This window comes from uncultured Salinisphaera sp., assembly GCF_964012375.1.
In the GTDB taxonomy this organism is placed as follows: Bacteria; Pseudomonadota; Gammaproteobacteria; order Nevskiales; family Salinisphaeraceae; genus Salinisphaera.
Genome location: NZ_CAXGSH010000035.1, coordinates 1 through 16,109 on the forward strand (window position 1 = coordinate 1; position 16,109 = coordinate 16,109).

The window sequence follows — 16,109 nt, forward strand, 5'->3', positions numbered from 1 at the left end:
GTACCGACGGCCACCGTCAGGAGGCCGCGCGCCTGCTCGGCTGGGGCCGCAATACGCTTACGCGCAAGATCAAGGAACTCGGCATGGAATCCGAAGCGGTCTGATCGACCGCGCGATCGTCGAGTGGCTTGCTGGGTCGCGCGGCGCCTGGCTTCAGCGTGATTTCTGGCCGCGGGTCTCATGCAACCGGCGGGTATTCGGCGGCCGGCCGGTAATCAGCCGATCGCCGGTGCGACAGGTGAAGTATTTCCATACCCACTGCACCATCACCCGCAGCCGGCGCTCGCTGCCGATCAGCGCATAGATATGTATCAATACCCATAGTAGCCAGGCGCTGAAGCCGGCGATGGTGAAACCCGGCAGATTGGCGACCGCGCGGTTGCGCCCGATGACCGCCATGCTGCCCTTGTCCTTGTACTTGAAGCCGGGGGTGGTCTTGCCGCGGCGACGGCGCTTGAGGACATTGGCGACATATTCGCCCTGCTGGATAGCGGCGGGTGCGAGGCCGGGCACGGCCTTGTCGGCGCGATCGGTCACCGCAGCGAGATCGCCGATCACGAAAATATCCGGATAGTCGGGCAGGGTCAGGCTGGCATCCACCACCAGTCGGCCACCGTTGGCGCGCTCGGCACCGGTACGTTCGGCCAGTATTTCGCCGAACACCGAAGCACGCACCCCGGCAGCCCAGAGCACGGTACGCGCGGCCAGCGTCTGTTCGCCGTCCGGGCCTTTCATGGTTACGCCCTGTTCGTCGATCGAGGATACGAGCGTATCGGTGACCACCTCGACGCCCAGTTCTTCCAGCATCTTCTCGGCCTGGCGCGAGAGCTTTTCCGGATAGGCGGGCAGCACGCGGCCGGCCCCTTCGACCAGCAGAATACGTGTTTCACGTGGATCGAAGCTGCGAAAATCCTCCACCATGATGCGATGCGCGAGTTCGGCGATGGCCCCGGCGAGTTCGACGCCGGTCGGGCCGGCGCCAACCACAACGAAGTTCAGCCAGGGCGCGCGTTCGGCCGCGTCGCTGGTAAGCTCGGCGGTCTCGAACGCATGAAATATACGTCGCCGCATGCGCAGCGCGTGTTCCACCGTTTTCAGGCCGGGCGCGTGCTCGCTCCACTCGTCGTTGCCGAAATAGGCATGTTTGACGCCGGTGGCCACAATCAGCGTGTCGTAGGAAAGCTCGCCGCTTTCATGGAAGATGAGACGCTTTGCCGGGTCGATATCGTAGGCCGTACTCATCAGCGAGCGGATATTTTTCTTGCGGCGCAGGGTCACGCGATGGGGCGTACATACATCGCCGGTGGTGAGCATGCCGACGGCGACCTGATACAGCAGAGGCTGGAAGGTATGAAAATTGCGCTTATCCACGAGCGTGACGTCGTAGCCGCTGCGTCCGAGCTTGCGCGCGGCGAACAGACCGCCAAAACCACCGCCGACGATGACGACATGATGCCGCGTACTGTTGCTATCACTCATGATTTTGACCCGAAAAATCAGCCGAAAAGCTTAGCAGCTTCGCGCAGCGCAGGAGAGATTGCTGCATGTGTCTGATCACCTTTGCCTGGCGCGCCCATCCACAACTGGACCTGATCGTGGCCGCCAATCGCGACGAGTTTCATGCCCGCCCCACCGAGGCCGCCCACTGGTGGCAACAGCCGGCCGAAGCATTCGGCGGGCGCGATCTGCAGGCCGGCGGCGCGTGGTGTGCGGCCGATCGGCAGGGACGCTTCGCAGCGGTGACCAACGTTCGCGAGGCGTCGAAGCCGGCCGCGGCGCGTTCTCGTGGTCTGCTGGTGCGTGATTATTTCGCGGCACAAACCGATGCCGGCGACTGGGCCGCGCGTATGCGTGCCGAGGGCGATGCCTTCGGGCCATTCAATCTGCTGGTCGGCGATCGAACGAGCCTGTGGTTCGTATCCAATCGCGGCGCGGTGCGTCATCTGGAGCTGCGACCGGGCGTGCATGCCATTTCCAACGGCTGTTGGGGCGATCACTGGCCCAAGACCGAGGCCGCGCAGTGGCGGCTGCGTGGGCGCATCGAACACGACGATCTGGAGGCCGGCGCGTTGTTCGAGCTGTTGGCCGATACGGACGTCGCGCCCATCGACGCCTTGCCGGATACCGGCGTCGGCGCTGAACGCGAGCGTTTTCTATCCCCGCTTTTCATTCGCAGCGACTACTACGGCACGCGCGCCTCCACGGTGATCAAACGCCGCGCTGACGGCTCGGTTGCATTTCACGAGCGGGGTTTCGATGCCAATGCACGGCCCACGCATGCAATCGACGAATCCTGGATTGATCTTTGAAAAAGGCGTTGTCATGACGAACACGCAGGAAAGCACAGAACGCGAAATCCGCCCCTATGGCAGCTGGCCGTCGGCCATCACGGCCGATCATGTCGCCGCGGCAGGCCGTAAACTCAGCGATGTATGCGTGGACAGGGGCGCCGATACGGCCACCCTTTACTGGATCGAAAGCCGTCCCGACGAGGCCGGGCGCAATACGATCATGCGCCTCGACGACAGCGGCGAGGCCGTGTCGCTGCTTGATGCGCCGTTGAGTGCGCGCAGCGCGGTCCACGAATACGGCGGCGCGGCGTTTACCGTGCATGCGCATACCGTCTGGTTCGTCAACGCGGCCGATCAGGCGATCTATCGGCGGGATGCCGACGGTACGATCGAGGCCGTCACGGCGACCGACGACGACGTGCGCTTTGCTGATCTGCAATACGACGCGCGCCGCGATCGACTCTTCGTGGTCGCCGAAACTCCGGTCGAGGGCGGGGAGCCGAAGGCGACGATCGAACGCGTCACTGCCGAGGGCGCACGCCACGTCGTCGCCGAGGGCCACGATTTCTACGCCAGCCCGCGGCTGTGTCCGCGCGGCGAGCGTCTGTTCTGGCTGGCCTGGAATCATCCCGATATGCCCTGGGACGCCACCGAACTCTGGCAGGCCGAGATCGCGGATCAAGGCATGCCCGGTGCGGCGCGTTGCCTATGGGCGCCGGCCGATGCCTCGCTGTTCGGCCCGCGTTTCGACCCGAACGGGCGTCTGCATATCGTCTGCGACGATAACGAGTGGTGGAATATCTATCGCGAGCGCCCTGGCGAGGACGGCTTCGAGGCAGTCACCCGCGAGCGCGCGGAATTCGGCGTGCCGCAATGGGTGTTCGGCCAGAGTACCTATACCTTCACCGACGACGGCCGGCTCATTGCCATGGCCACCGCTGACGGCCTGTGGCAGATCGGCGAGGTCGATCAGAACAGCGGCACGTTCTCGCCCTGGCCGCTGGCCTGGGATTTCTACGAACAGCTGCAGTCCATCGGCGACGCCGTGGTCGTGGTGGCCGCCGACGCACGCACGCCGAAACAGCTGGTAGCCATCCAGCACGACGGCACGCCGCGGGTGCTGCGGGCCACCGACGGCCTGCCGGCCACTGCCGCGCTGTCGGCACCGGAACCGATCAGCTGGCCCACCGCCAACGGTGATACGGCGCACGGGCTGTACTACGCGCCGGCAAGCCATGCCTATCGTGGCCCCGAAGACGAACGCCCGCCGTTGATTCTCAAATGCCACGGCGGCCCGACCGGGGCGACCAGCACCGCGCTGGATGCGCGTATTCAGTATTGGACGTCGCGCGGCTATGCGCTGCTGGACGTCAACTATCGTGGCAGTACGGGTTACGGGCGTGCCTATCGTCAAAAGCTGACCGATGCCTGGGGCGTGGCCGACGTCGCCGACTGCGAATACGGCGCGCGCCATCTGACCGAGCGCGGCCGGGTCGACGGCGAGCGCGTGCTCATTTCCGGCAGCAGCGCCGGCGGCTATACCGTGTTGTGTGTGCTCACCTTCACCGACGTGGCCGCCGCCGGCGCGAGCTACTACGGCATCGGCGACCTGCGCCGTCTGATGGCCTCGACGCACAAATTCGAATCCCGCTACCTGCATCGGCTGATCGGCGCCGACGAGGCGCTGCTGACAGAGCGCTCGCCGCTGGCGCACGCGGAACGCCTGTCCTGCCCGGTGTTGTTCTTGCAGGGGCTCAAGGACAAGGTCGTACCCCCGGACCAGGCCGAAACCATGGCCGCCGCGCTGCGCGAACGCGGCGTGGCGGTGGCCTACGTAGAGTTTGCCGAGGAACGGCACGGGTTTCGTGATGCCGACAATATTCGTACCGCGATCGAGTCCGAGCGCGCCTTCTATACCCGGGTCCTGGGCATCGACGGCGCCGACGATTGTCGCGCGTTAACGATCGACAATTTCGATCGCTAGGGTCTGATAACGCTAACGAAACCGCCGCGCCGCGGCCCGTTTTTCGTGCAGGACAATGCGCGGTGCGCGTCGTTCATTTGGTTGACCAAACATCTGTCCTCGCGCCTTGCCTGGCGAATTTCCGGAAGGCAACGCGAGGATTGGCGGTAGCGTTCACAGACCCGAGACGGGGGCGGCCATGAATCGCCGCAGCGGCGCCGCGCGTAGCTAACGCAGGCGAGGCCGGGCCGGATGTTTGTGGGGCACGGTTTCGTTTACGGTAATCTTGGGCATCAGGTCTGCGTTTCATCTGGCAGCCCGTTCGGCCTGTCGGGGGCTTTGTTTTGAAAACGCGGATGCGCACACAGCATTGGTTGGGCAACACGAGCACCGTGATCCGGCGCTATAGCAGCTTATTCAAGCGGCGGCACCTGCCGCTGGTGGTGGTGATCGCGCTTGCGGGCGTGCTCGTGCGTCCGGCGGTGGCCGATACGGTCAACGTCAATATCGACGGCATCAACGACCCGCTGCTCGCCAACGTGCGCAACTCGCTTTCCGTGGCTGCCGAGCATGAAAAGCCCTGGGCGCCCGGCAAGATCCGGCGTCTGTATCGGCTCGCGCCCAACGAGATCAAGGCCGCGCTCGCGCCTTTCGGCTATTACAACCCGACGATCGAACAAACGCTGGCCGAGCCCGGCGGCGACGGCGATACCTGGCAGGCCACGTTTCGTATCGACCGCGGACCCCAGACCAAGGTCACCGCGCTCAACCTGGCCGTGCGCGGACCCGGCGACGAGCTGCCCGAAATCCGCGAAGCGCTGCGTGCGAGCAAGCTGGCAACCGGCAAGCGGCTGATCCACTCGCAGTACACGGCCACCAAGAACGCGCTGTATACCGCGGCCTACGATGCCGGCTATCTCGACGCGCGCTTCAGTCAGGCGGTCATCCGCGTGCGCCCCGACAACAATACGGCGGCGATCGATCTGGTGCTCGATACCGGCGAGCGCTACTACTTCGGCGACGTCAGCTTCGACCAGGACGTGCTCAACGACGATTTCGTGCGTCGTTTCGTGCCGTTCAAGGCCGGCGACCCGTTCGATGCCGAGCGCCTGGTGGACCTGCAGTTGATCCTGTCGGATACCGATTACTTCAACAAGATCTCGATTCAGGCCGAACGCGGCGATGCCGAGCGTGAGGCGCCGATCGGCGACTGGCTGTTCGATATCATCTATCCGCCGGACGATCCGCTCATCAGCATCGGCCGGCTACAGGTGCCCGTGGGGGTGACCGCCGAGGCGAGCAAGCCGCAGAGCTACCAGATCTCGGCCGGTTACGGCACGGATACCGGCCCGCGCGTGGGCCTGGGCGTGAAGTTTCGCCATCTCAACAAGCGCGGCCATCAGTTTCGCAGCGATCTGCGCCTGTCGGCGGTCCAGCAGGCCCTGCAGGCCTCCTACGATATTCCTATCGCCAACGTCGCCCAGGACAAGCTCAGCTTCACCGCAAACGTCGCCAACGAGGATTTCGGCGATATCACCTCGATCAACTACGGTATCGGCGCGGTGCGCGACACGGGCTGGTCGCTCGGGCGCAAGCGCGCCTATATCAATCTCGAACGCGAGACCTACGATCTGGGCGATGACGTGGGCGATCGCACCTCCACGCTGCTCTACCCCGGTTATACCCTCACCCTGCAGAAGGCCGACGACCTGCTCAATACGCGCAAGGGTGTGAGCGCGTCGGTGGACGTGCACGGCGCCAGCGAGTCGCTGGGCTCGAGCGTGGATTTTGTCCAGGCGAAGGTGACCGGCAACGCGGTGTTGCCGTTGACCTCCAAGTCCCGGCTGCTGCTGCGTAGCCAGTTCGGCGCCATCGAAGTGGACGACTTCGACGAACTGCCGCCGTCGCAGCGGTTTTTCACCGGCGGTGATCGTACCGTGCGCGGCTATGGCTATCAGCAGATCAGCCCGGAAAACGCCGACGGTGACAACATCGGCGGCCGTTATCTGGCGGTGGGCAGCATCGAAGCCGACTACAAGGTATACAAGGACTACGGTCTGGCCGCCTTCTTCGATGTCGGCGATGTGGCCAATACCACCAGCTTCGACTTGAAGCGCGGCGTGGGCATCGGCTTTCGCTGGGCTTCGCCGGTCGGCCAGATCCGGCTTGATCTCGCCCATCCGCTGGACGATCCGGACAGCGATTTCCGTATTCACTTCAGCCTCGGCCCCGACCTGTGAGCGAACACGACGATAACAACGCCGCCTCCGAGCCCGCGCAGGCAAACGGCGAGCACAAGCACGCGACCGGCAAGAAGCGCTCGCGGGTCTGGCGTATCGTCAAATGGACGCTGCTGATTCTGCTGGTGATCGTGCTCGTACTGGTGGGCCTGATCGCCTGGGTGGCGACCACGCGCAGCGGCCTCGACTTCGCCTGGGGCCAGATCGGCCCGCGCCTGCCCGACGGCATTGAAGTGGCCAGCGTCGAAGGCCGGCTGATCGGCCCGCTGGAAGTGCGCGGCGTGAACGTCGAAACCGAGACCCTGAAGCTGTCCGTCAACGCGGTGGATCTGGACTGGACGGCCAGCGAACTGCTTTCGGCCACCGTGCACGTACGCAATCTCGCCGTACGCGGGGTGAACTACGAAGTCACAAAGATCGTCGATACCCCGGAACCCGAGCCGGAAGAGCCGGCCGAGCCGTTCAGCCTGCCGGACGCGATCGACCTGCCGGTCACGGTCCAGATCGACAACGTGGCGCTGGACGATATTTCTGCCACGACGGCACCGGACGCCGAGCCGTTCGTGGTGGATAGCGCGCGCCTGGCCAATGCCCGCCTGGACGACGAAAACTGGCATATCGAATCGTTGACCGGCCACGGCCCGATGTTCGACGTGGATGCCCAGGCACGGCTGAACCCGCGCGGTGGCTATGCCACCAATCTGTCGCTCAACGCCGCGCTGAGCCTGCCCGATCTCGCGCCCATCCAGGCCGATGCAGAGATCGAGGGCGATCTGGCCGATCTGGGCCTGAGCCTGACCGTGGCCGCGCCTTATAACGTCAACTTGAGCGGGCGGCTGACCAACGCTCTCGACAAGCCGGCGGTCGATGCCAGCCTCAAGCTCGACAATACGCGCCTGTCGGCCATACGCGAGGACCTGCCCCAGGCCGGCTTCACCGCCACGGTGGGCGCCAAGGGGCCGATCGATGCGCTCGACGTGAACGTGGACGTCGATGCCGACAGCGCCGACTACGGCCGCGCCGCGCTGACCAGCGCCCTGCGCTATACCGGCGATACGCTCGTTGTCGACAGCCTGAATCTGTCCAGCCCGGACATGGCCGGCACGCTTGCCGCCAAGGGCCAGGTCGCCCTTGCCGAAGGCAATGCCATGGACCTGTCGGTGGACTGGGCCAATCTGCAGTGGCCGCTGGCCGGCACGCCGGCGTATCGCTCCGAGTCGGGGCGTGTGCGCCTGACCGGTGAAATGAGCGATTACGAACTGGCCACCAACCTGGCCTGGCAGGTCGTGGGCCAGACCGCCGGCAAGCTCAGCCTCGACGGGCGCGGCAGCATGGAAGCCTTCGAGCTGGCCAAGCTCGATATCAGCGGTGGCCCGGGCGATATCAACGGCAACGCCTCGATCCGCTGGGCGCCGGCGCTGGACGTCAACGCCCATCTGGAAGGCAAGAACATCAATCCGGGCGCGGTAGTGGCCGATGTACCGGGCGATTTCGACCTGGTCGCCGACCTGCGGGCGAAACAGGACGGCGAGCGCATCGTGGCCGATATCGACAAGCTCACCGCCCGCGGCAGCCTGCGCCGCCAGCCGCTGCGCCTGGACGCCAAGGCCCGGTATCTGGGCGATCATGTCCTCGTGGATCGGTTCGATCTGGTCTCGGGGGCCACCGATGCCAAGATCAGCGGCCGCTTTGGCTGGACACCGGACGCCGCGCTCGACGGCCGCTGGACGATCGATTCCAGCGATCTGTCCACGGCCTGGCCGACGCTGGCCGGCTCCTTGCAGAGCCGGGGCACGGTCAAGGGCCGGGTGTCGGCGCCGAACGTGGATGCCACCCTCGCGGCCCGCAATATCGCCGTCGACGACAACCGCGTAGCCCGCGCCGATCTGAATGCCAAGGTCGACTGGTCCGGCAACAGTCGCTCCAACGTGGCGCTGGATATCGCCGGCGTGAATGCCGGGGGGCAGGCGATCGACAGCGTGGCCCTGCGCATGAACGGTACGCCCGGCGCGCATTCGATCAGCGCCAACGTGGATTCCGAGATCGCCACCGCGGATATCGGCCTTGACGGCGCGCTCGACAAGAGCACGATGAACTGGCGCTATTCGCTCAAGCAGCTCAAGGCGGCGTACGGCGAACTGGCCCCGTGGACGCTGGCGACTACGGCCAAGGGCGCGGTATCGGCTAAGGCGCAGTCGATCGAAAACGCCTGCCTGACCTCGGGCGACGCCCGTGTCTGTTTGCGCGGCAGTCACGACGCCAAGGCCAGCAGCGCCCATATCGAGCTGTCGGATTTTGCCTACGACTACGCAAAAACCTATTTCCCCGAAGGTCTGGATATCAACGGCTCGGTATCCGGCACCATCGACGCCCGTCTACCGGCCGGCGGCGACCCCGACGTCGACGCACGCCTGAACACCAGTGCCGGCAGCGTATCCATGACCCAGCCCGACGAAAGCGTTGTGCGGATTGTGGATATGGAGCCCGGCACCATCACCCTGCGTATGCAGCGCTCCGCACTCGACGGCGCCATCGACCTGCCGCTGGGCCAGACCGGACGTATTGCTGCGGATGTCGCGGTGGCGCCCGGCACCGCGCCGCTGACCGAACGCGCGCTCAGCGGGTCGGTCAATCTCGATATCCAGCGCCTGTCGGTGATCGAGCAGCTCTCGCCGGAAGTCGACGAGTTCGATGGCAAGATCGCCGGCCAGCTCAATCTTGGAGGCACCCTCGCGCGTCCGAGCGTACTGGGCGATATCGGCCTGAACGCCTCGCGCGTGGTCCTGGTCACGCCGGGCCTGGTGCTGACCGATCTGAGTCTGGCGGCCAACGGCCGCGGCGATACCATCGGTATCGAAGCGAGCGCGAAATCCGGCGGCGGCACGCTCACGGCCAACGGCGCGATCGCGCTCAACGACGACGGCCAGGACGTGGATCTGACCATTCGCGGCGAGCGCTTTCAGGTGGTCAACATCCCGGACGCCACCGCCTACGTCAGCCCCGATCTGCGTGTGGCCGTCACCCCGTCGCGGGTGGATGTCGAAGGCCGCGTGGTGGTGCCCGAAGCGTCGATCACACCCCGGGATCTGCCGGCATCGGGGGTGACCACCGTCTCGGGCGATCAGGTGATCGTGACCGACGAACAACCCGATGCGGCGACCGAGGCGATCACCCGCGCGATTCATGCCGATGTGCAGGTGGTGCTTGGCGACGACGTGCATATCGAGGGTTTCGGCCTGACCGCCAACCTCACCGGCGATCTACGCGTCGTCCAACAGCCGGGTGATGTCACCACCGGCACCGGCGAGATTCAGATCGTGGACGGCGCGTACCGGGCCTATGGTCAGAATCTCGATATCCAGGAAGGCCGTATTCTTTTCGCTGGCGGGCCGGTGAGCGAGCCGGGGCTGGATCTGCGCGCGGCGCGTTACCCGGCCGAGGATGTCACCGTGGGCGTGGAAGTACGCGGCAGCGTCGAAAACCCGCGGCTGACCCTGTTTTCCGAGCCCGCGATGGGCCAGTCCGAACAGCTGTCCTGGCTGTTGCTGGGGCGCCCGCTCGACGGCGCCAACAGCCAGCAGTCCAGCCTGGTCGCGCGGGCCGCGCTGGCGCTGGGGAACAACCGGGCCAATCAGACGCTGGAAAACGTCGGCGATCGGCTCGGTATCGACGATATCGGCATTGGCGCAGGGGCGGGACAGTCCAGCGACAACGCCGCGTTCACGGTCGGCAAGTATCTGTCGCCCAAGCTCTATGTGAGCTACGGGATCGGGCTGTTCAACCCGGTATCGACGCTGTCGCTGCGCTATACGCTCAGCTCGCGCTGGCGCCTGGAAACCGAGTCCAGCAGCGTGGCCACCGGCGGCGACCTGATCTATTCGATCGACCGCTAGGGTCGGTTAACGCTAACGAAATCGTCGCGCCGCGCTGTGTTTTTCTGCCATGCGGCGTTGCGCGGCTTGACCCTGGAATAATCAGGGCCGGCGCCACGCGCCTTGTCTGGCACGATTTTGCGCAGCTAGATGGTATCTAGGCGAGCGTTATATTCGAGAACCGCGGGAAAGTCAGCGGTGCTCGGTCCGCAGATCAAAAACCGCCGTGTGCTACGGGTGGTAGCCACCTGTCAGCCGTCGGTCTAACCCGGAGCCGCATCGTCGGACCGTGTCTTGATCTGGGCCGATCTGCGTCGATCTGCGGGCAAAATGCGCGCTTGTTGCAAGCCGTGGCCCAACACGACGGGGCTCAAATCAAGCCAGCGTCATCCATGTGATCGGCAGGCTCTGGCCTTCGGAGTGACGCAAAATCGCGTACGAGATCGGCTCTGTCAGCGTTGGGCGGTGACGTTGCGGCGCATCCAGTAGATCGCCAGGCCCAGCCCGGCACCGACGAGCACAACGGCCGCCAGGATCTTTTCCACATCCTGAATATGGGCCAGGGCGTGCTCGATCGCGCCGGCCAGCTGCACGCCGACAAAGGTGACCGTGCCGACCCACAGCAGCGTGCCGATCGTGGCCAGCACAAAAAAGCGTAGCGGCGATACGCCAAGCGAACCCAGCAGAAACGGCGTGACGTAGCGCAGACCGTAGAGAAAACGAAAGCCGATCATCACCGGTGCGCCGTAGCTTTCGAGCAGGCGTTCGACCCGGGCGATCTTGGGCTGCCAGCCGGGGCGTCGATCCAGCGCCGGCCGGCCCATGCGGCGGCCGATATGAAAGCACAGGTTGTCGCCGATGATCGTGGCTACGGTGGCTGCGACGATCACGCTCTCCAGCGAGAGCCAGCCGCGGTGGGCGCCGAACACGCCCAACAGAATCGAGGTTTCGCCTTCCAGCAGACAGCCGATGGCCACCGCGAAGGCGCCGAAGTCGGCGATCAGGGCCTGTAGCGTTTCGATCATTACAGCAAACGCTCGCCCAACCAGCGGCCGATCGTAGCTATCTCGGGCATGCAGACCTGGTGCTGCATCGGGTATTCGTGCCAGGCGACGTTGTAGCCTTGCTCCAAGAGGTGATCACGGCTGGTTTGGCCGAGTTGCACCGGCACCACCGGATCGTGACTGCCATGGGCCATGAGAACCGGGGTGGCGCGGTTGGCGTCGCTGGCTTCGCCGGCCAGGGTTTCGGCCAGGGGCAGATAGGTGGACAGACCCATGATGCCGGCCAGCCGATCGGCATGGCGGACGCCGGTATGCAGCGCGATCGCGCCGCCCTGTGAGAAGCCGGCGATAACAATGGATTCTGTCGCCACGCCGCGCTCGAGCTCGCGGGCGATGAGCTGTTCGATCTCGGCCGCGCTGTCGTGAATGCCCTCGGCATCCTGTTTGTCGGCGATCGCCATGCCCTTGATGTCGTACCAGGCGCGCATGGCCATGCCGTTGTTAATGGTCACCGGGCGCGTTTTGGCGTTGGGGAACACGAAACGAATGCCGTGATCCGTGCCCAGGCCCAGTTCGTCGACGATCGGCACGAAATCGTTGCCGTCGGCGCCCAGTCCATGCAGCCAGATCACGCTGGCGCGGGCGGTGGTTTTCGGTTCGATCTCGATACAGTCGAGCATGCGTTATCGCGATGAAGGAAAAACGAGAAGGCGAAGTCTGGCCAGACGCGGCCCTGCGCGCAAGCAATTCTTCGCGTTCGAGGGCCATGTTCAACCATTGTCTGTCTTGCGTAGGCGTTGGACCGATGCGATAGACTCGAATGCCATATTCATACAAGCAATGATGCAACGACCTCATTGCATAACGAGGATACGCCATGAAAAGTCGTGCCGCCGTGGCCTGGGAAGCGGGCAAACCGCTGACTCTTGAAGAGATCGACGTTGCACCGCCGAAAGCCGGGGAAGTATTGGTACGCATCGTGGCGACCGGGGTCTGCCACACCGATGCGTTCACCCTGTCGGGCGCCGACCCGGAAGGCTTTTTCCCGCGTATTCTCGGCCATGAAGGCGGGGGCGTGGTCGAGGAAGTCGGCGAAGGTGTAACCAGCGTGTCGCCCGGCGATCACGTGATCCCGCTGTATACCGCCGAATGCGGCGAGTGCAAGTTCTGCAAATCCGGCAAGACCAACCTCTGTGGCGCGGTGCGCGAAACCCAGGGTCAGGGCCTGATGCCGGATGGCACCAGCCGTTTTTCCAAGGACGGCACCGAGCTCTATCACTATATGGGCACGTCCACGTTCTCGGAATATACGGTGGTGCCGGAGGTCTCGCTGGCGAAGGTCAACAAGGAAGCGCCGCTCGACAAGGTGTGCCTGCTCGGCTGCGGCGTGACCACCGGTATCGGCGCGGTGTTCAATACCGCCGGCGTGGAAGAAGGCTCGACCGTGGCGGTGTTCGGCCTGGGCGCGATTGGCCTGTCGGTGATCCAGGGTGCGCGCATGGCCAACGCCAGCCGCATCATCGCCATCGATATCAATCCGTCCAAGTTCGATTTCGCCAAGCAGCTGGGAGCCACCGAGTGCGTGAACCCGAAGGATTATGACGACCCGATCCAGCAGGTGATCATCGAACTCACCGATGGCGGTGTGGACTACTCCTTCGAGTGCATCGGCAACGTCAACATCATGCGCGCGGCGCTGGAATGCGCGCACAAGGGGTGGGGCGAGTCGACCATCATCGGCGTGGCCGGTGCGGGTGAAGAAATCTCCACCCGTCCGTTCCAGCTGGTGACCGGTCGTGTATGGCGTGGTTCCGCCTTCGGCGGCGTCAAGGGTCGTACCCAGCTGCCGGACTACGTGAATCGCTACATGAACGGCGAGATCAATATCGACGATTTCGTCACCCATGATCTGCCCTTCGAAAAGATCAACGAAGCGTTCGATCTGTTGCATGAAGGCAAGGCCATTCGTTCGGTTCTGCACTTCTAGAATCGTCTGCATGAACCCGGATCGCCGTGGTGTCGGTCACGACATCACGGCGATTTCGTTTAGATTGGAACGACTGTCTCGAATTCTGCGCGGAGTCCACGATGGAAAAGATTGACGAACACCGCTCGTTCGGCGGCGTACAGCGTCGCTATACGCATGCCTCCGAGGTCTGCAATTGCGACATGGCCTTTTCGGTCTACTTGCCGCCGCTGGCGGATACGCGTCGCGTGCCCGTGGTCTACTGGCTGTCCGGTTTGACCTGTACCGACGAAAACTTCGTCAACAAGGCCGGTGCCCAGCGTATCGCCGCGGAGCTCGGCCTTGCCATCGTCGCCCCGGACACCAGCCCGCGCGGCGAAGATGTGCCCGACGAGGACAGCTACGACATGGGCACGGGCGCCGGTTTCTATGTGAACGCCACCGAACAGCCCTGGGCCAAGCACTATCAGATGTACGACTACGTGGTTTCGGAGCTGCCTGGCCTGCTCGCCGACGAATTCGGCACAACGCTGGATCTGTCGCGCGAAGCGATTTTCGGCCATTCGATGGGGGGGCACGGCGCGCTGGTGATCGGTTTGCGCAATATCGATCGCTTTGCCGCCATCTCGGCGTTCTCGCCGATCTGTGCGCCCAGCGAAGTGCCGTGGGGCCACAAGGCGTTTCCGAAGTATATCGGCGACGACAAGCAGGACTGGTATGCCTACGACGCCAGCTATCTGCTAGCCAACGCCGACAATCCCGACGCCTTGCCACCGATTCGCGTGGAACAGGGCCTGGCCGACAATTTTCTGGACGAACAGCTGCAGCCGCATCGGCTTGAGGAAGCCGCCGAGAAGGTGGGCGCCGACGTCACCGTGCATCGACGCGAAGGCTACGATCACAGCTATTTCTTCATCGCCAGCTTCATGGAAGACCACCTGCGCTTTCTGGCGACCCATTTGGGCGTGGAAAGTTAGCGGCCGGTAAACCGTTTGACGACTGTGGCGCCGGGCGCACGACCCGGCGCCGGGGTGCCCGGGCCGGGCCAGCGTCGAGGCCGGCGGCCAAACGGTGTCGCACGAAACCACCACAGGCCCTAGACTAGGCGCTCAATTCACGGTGGCGAGCGATGATGAAAACGCTTTCGAGTGCCCTGCTGTTGGCGTTTGTGGCGGTCGTGCTGGCGGGCTGCGGTCAGACCGGCCCTCTGTATCTGCCCGGCGAAGCGCCCGAATCCCAGACCGACGGCCCGTTCGGCATGGACGACGATAGCGCCGACAACAGCAGCCGTCCGGCGTCTGACAACAGCGCCGAAGCCACCGACAACCGCGTCGATTAGATGGACCATTTCCAGTATCGCGACGGCGTACTCCACGCCGAGGGCGTCGCCTTGCCGGCAATCGCCGAGCGCTTCGGTACCCCTTGCTATGTGTATAGCGCGGCCACTATCGCCCGCCACTATCGCGTGTTCGACGAGGCCCTGGCCGGTATCGATCACCGCATCTGCTTTGCGGTGAAAGCCAACGGCAATATTGGCGTGCTCGGTCTACTGGCCGATCTGGGCAGTGGTTTCGATATCGTCTCGGTGGGCGAGCTGGAGCGCGTGATCACCGCCGGCGGCGACCCCGCCAAGGTGGTGTTTTCGGGCGTGGGCAAGCGCGTGGACGAAATCGAGCGCGCGCTGGAAGTAGGTATTGCCTGCTTCAATATCGAATCGGAAGCCGAACTCGAGCGTATCGATACCATCGCCCGGCGTATGGGCACCACCGCGCCGGTGTCCCTGCGGGTGAACCCCGACGTGGATGCCCAGACCCACCCCTATATCGCGACCGGCTTGAAGGAGAACAAGTTCGGCGTCGATATAGGTCGGGCCGAAGCGCTGTATGCGCGCGCGGCCGAGATGGCGGGCATCACCATTCGCGGCGTGGATTGCCATATCGGCTCGCAGCTGACCCAGCTGGCGCCGTTTCGCGATGCGGTCAAGCGCGTACTCGCACTCATCGACCGGCTGGCCGCGCGCGGAATCGTCATCGACCACCTGGATGTAGGCGGCGGTCTGGGCATTCGTTATCGCGATGAAACCCCGCCTTCGCCGGCCGAATACGCAGAGAATATCCGTGATCTCGTGGAAGGTCGCGACCTCAAGCTCGTGTTCGAGCCGGGCCGCGTACTGGTGGGCAACGCCGGCGTACTGCTCACGCGGGTCGAGCTGCTCAAGCCAGGCCAGGCCGACGACGACAAGCATTTCGCCGTGGTCGATGCAGCCATGAACGACCTGCTCCGGCCAGCGCTCTATGACGGCTGGCATGAGATCGTGGCGGTGACGGCGCGACCCGATACGCCGGCCCGCGTCTGGGAAATCGTCGGCCCGATCTGCGAAACCGGCGATTTTCTCGGCCACGACCGCGAACTGGCCCTGGCCGCAGACGATCTGCTGGCGGTACGTAGCGCGGGTGCCTATGGCTTTAGCATGGCATCGAGCTACAACGCTCGCCCGCGGGTGGCCGAAATCATGGTCGACGGCGATACGCCCCACGAAGTGCGGGCTCGGGAAACCGTGGCCGACCTCATGCGCGGCGAAAAGCGGCTGCCGTTTGCCTGATCTTCTGACGTGTTCGCGCGTTTTTTGAAGGCATCAACCTCGGATTACGCCGATTGCGCAGATCGTAAGGCGCTGGAAATGGTAGGCGTCGCTTCCTTCGCCGCGGAAGAAGGCCGTTTGTCCGCAGATCGACACGGATCAACGCAGATAAAAACAAAGATCGGTTAGACC

Annotated in this window: 11 protein-coding genes and 1 pseudogene; 9 read left to right on the plus strand and 3 right to left on the minus strand. The window is 64.3% G+C overall.

Going from position 1 to position 16,109, the window contains the following annotated elements; translation table 11 throughout:
- On the plus strand, window positions 1–104 hold a 104-nt coding region (locus tag ABNU97_RS07975; protein WP_348766237.1), incomplete at its 5' end, for a helix-turn-helix domain-containing protein.
- Between the two features lie 49 nt (window positions 105–153).
- Here ABNU97_RS07975 and ABNU97_RS07980 read toward each other — a convergent pair.
- The gene (locus ABNU97_RS07980) at window positions 154–1,479 is read right to left on the minus strand and encodes an NAD(P)/FAD-dependent oxidoreductase (protein ID WP_348766209.1); all 1,326 of its coding nucleotides are present in this window, start codon (window positions 1,477–1,479) and stop codon (window positions 154–156) included.
- A gap of 65 nt (window positions 1,480–1,544) precedes the next feature.
- Here ABNU97_RS07980 and ABNU97_RS07985 point away from each other — a divergent pair, with 65 nt between their 5' ends.
- The 4 genes from ABNU97_RS07985 (at window position 1,545) to ABNU97_RS08000 (ending at window position 10,387) form a co-directional block, all read left to right on the plus strand.
- Window positions 1,545–2,309, plus strand: coding sequence for an NRDE family protein (locus tag ABNU97_RS07985; RefSeq protein WP_348766210.1), 765 nt, complete (start codon window positions 1,545–1,547; stop codon window positions 2,307–2,309).
- A gap of 13 nt (window positions 2,310–2,322) precedes the next feature.
- Window positions 2,323–4,275 (plus strand): prolyl oligopeptidase family serine peptidase, encoded by a 1,953-nt coding sequence (locus ABNU97_RS07990; RefSeq protein WP_348766211.1) that lies wholly within the window; start codon window positions 2,323–2,325, stop codon window positions 4,273–4,275.
- A gap of 335 nt (window positions 4,276–4,610) precedes the next feature.
- Complete coding sequence (locus ABNU97_RS07995) at window positions 4,611–6,494, plus strand: autotransporter assembly complex family protein (protein ID WP_348766212.1); 1,884 nt, start codon at window positions 4,611–4,613, stop codon at window positions 6,492–6,494.
- Complete coding sequence (locus tag ABNU97_RS08000; protein ID WP_348766213.1) at window positions 6,491–10,387, plus strand: translocation/assembly module TamB domain-containing protein; 3,897 nt, start codon at window positions 6,491–6,493, stop codon at window positions 10,385–10,387. The genes ABNU97_RS07995 and ABNU97_RS08000 overlap by 4 nt, the downstream gene beginning before the upstream one ends.
- A gap of 431 nt (window positions 10,388–10,818) precedes the next feature.
- On the opposite strand, the gene ABNU97_RS08005 is transcribed toward ABNU97_RS08000, so the two are convergent.
- On the minus strand, window positions 10,819–11,391 hold the full coding sequence (locus ABNU97_RS08005; RefSeq protein ID WP_348766214.1) for a DedA family protein: 573 nt from the start codon (window positions 11,389–11,391) through the stop codon (window positions 10,819–10,821).
- On the minus strand, window positions 11,391–12,050 hold the full coding sequence (locus ABNU97_RS08010) for an alpha/beta hydrolase-fold protein (protein ID WP_348766215.1): 660 nt from the start codon (window positions 12,048–12,050) through the stop codon (window positions 11,391–11,393). Before ABNU97_RS08010 ends, ABNU97_RS08005 begins: the two co-directional genes overlap by 1 nt.
- 197 nt (window positions 12,051–12,247) lie before the next feature.
- Here ABNU97_RS08010 and ABNU97_RS08015 point away from each other — a divergent pair, with 197 nt between their 5' ends.
- The 4 genes and pseudogenes from ABNU97_RS08015 to lysA all read left to right on the plus strand — a co-directional run bounded on the left by ABNU97_RS08015 (window position 12,248) and on the right by lysA (window position 15,938).
- The gene (locus tag ABNU97_RS08015) at window positions 12,248–13,357 is read left to right on the plus strand and encodes an S-(hydroxymethyl)glutathione dehydrogenase/class III alcohol dehydrogenase (RefSeq protein WP_348766216.1); all 1,110 of its coding nucleotides are present in this window, start codon (window positions 12,248–12,250) and stop codon (window positions 13,355–13,357) included.
- A 101-nt stretch (window positions 13,358–13,458) separates the two neighbouring features.
- Window positions 13,459–14,313: an S-formylglutathione hydrolase gene (gene fghA, locus ABNU97_RS08020; protein WP_348766217.1), complete on the plus strand. Its 855-nt coding sequence runs from the start codon at window positions 13,459–13,461 to the stop codon at window positions 14,311–14,313.
- 152 nt (window positions 14,314–14,465) lie between these two features.
- Window positions 14,466–14,576, plus strand: a pseudogene (locus ABNU97_RS08025) (lipoprotein); the annotation flags it as partial.
- A gap of 99 nt (window positions 14,577–14,675) precedes the next feature.
- Window positions 14,676–15,938 (plus strand): diaminopimelate decarboxylase, encoded by a 1,263-nt coding sequence (gene lysA / locus ABNU97_RS08030; RefSeq protein WP_348766218.1) that lies wholly within the window; start codon window positions 14,676–14,678, stop codon window positions 15,936–15,938.
- The last annotated feature ends 171 nt before the right edge of the window (window positions 15,939–16,109 follow it).

What these genes read in the sequence shown, in the direction of transcription:
- ABNU97_RS08010 (WP_348766215.1), bottom strand. Translation starts at nt 12,050, where the DNA reads ATGCTCGACTGTATCGAGATCGAACCGAAAACCACCGCCCGCGCCAGC.
- ABNU97_RS07985 (WP_348766210.1), top strand. Translation starts at nt 1,545, where the DNA reads ATGTGTCTGATCACCTTTGCCTGGCGCGCCCATCCACAACTGGACCTG.
- ABNU97_RS08005 (WP_348766214.1), bottom strand. Translation starts at nt 11,391, where the DNA reads ATGATCGAAACGCTACAGGCCCTGATCGCCGACTTCGGCGCCTTCGCG.
- ABNU97_RS07990 (WP_348766211.1), top strand. Translation starts at nt 2,323, where the DNA reads ATGACGAACACGCAGGAAAGCACAGAACGCGAAATCCGCCCCTATGGC.
- ABNU97_RS08015 (WP_348766216.1), top strand. Translation starts at nt 12,248, where the DNA reads ATGAAAAGTCGTGCCGCCGTGGCCTGGGAAGCGGGCAAACCGCTGACT.
- lysA (WP_348766218.1), top strand. Translation starts at nt 14,676, where the DNA reads ATGGACCATTTCCAGTATCGCGACGGCGTACTCCACGCCGAGGGCGTC.
- fghA (WP_348766217.1), top strand. Translation starts at nt 13,459, where the DNA reads ATGGAAAAGATTGACGAACACCGCTCGTTCGGCGGCGTACAGCGTCGC.
- ABNU97_RS07995 (WP_348766212.1), top strand. Translation starts at nt 4,611, where the DNA reads ATGCGCACACAGCATTGGTTGGGCAACACGAGCACCGTGATCCGGCGC.
- ABNU97_RS07980 (WP_348766209.1), bottom strand. Translation starts at nt 1,479, where the DNA reads ATGAGTGATAGCAACAGTACGCGGCATCATGTCGTCATCGTCGGCGGT.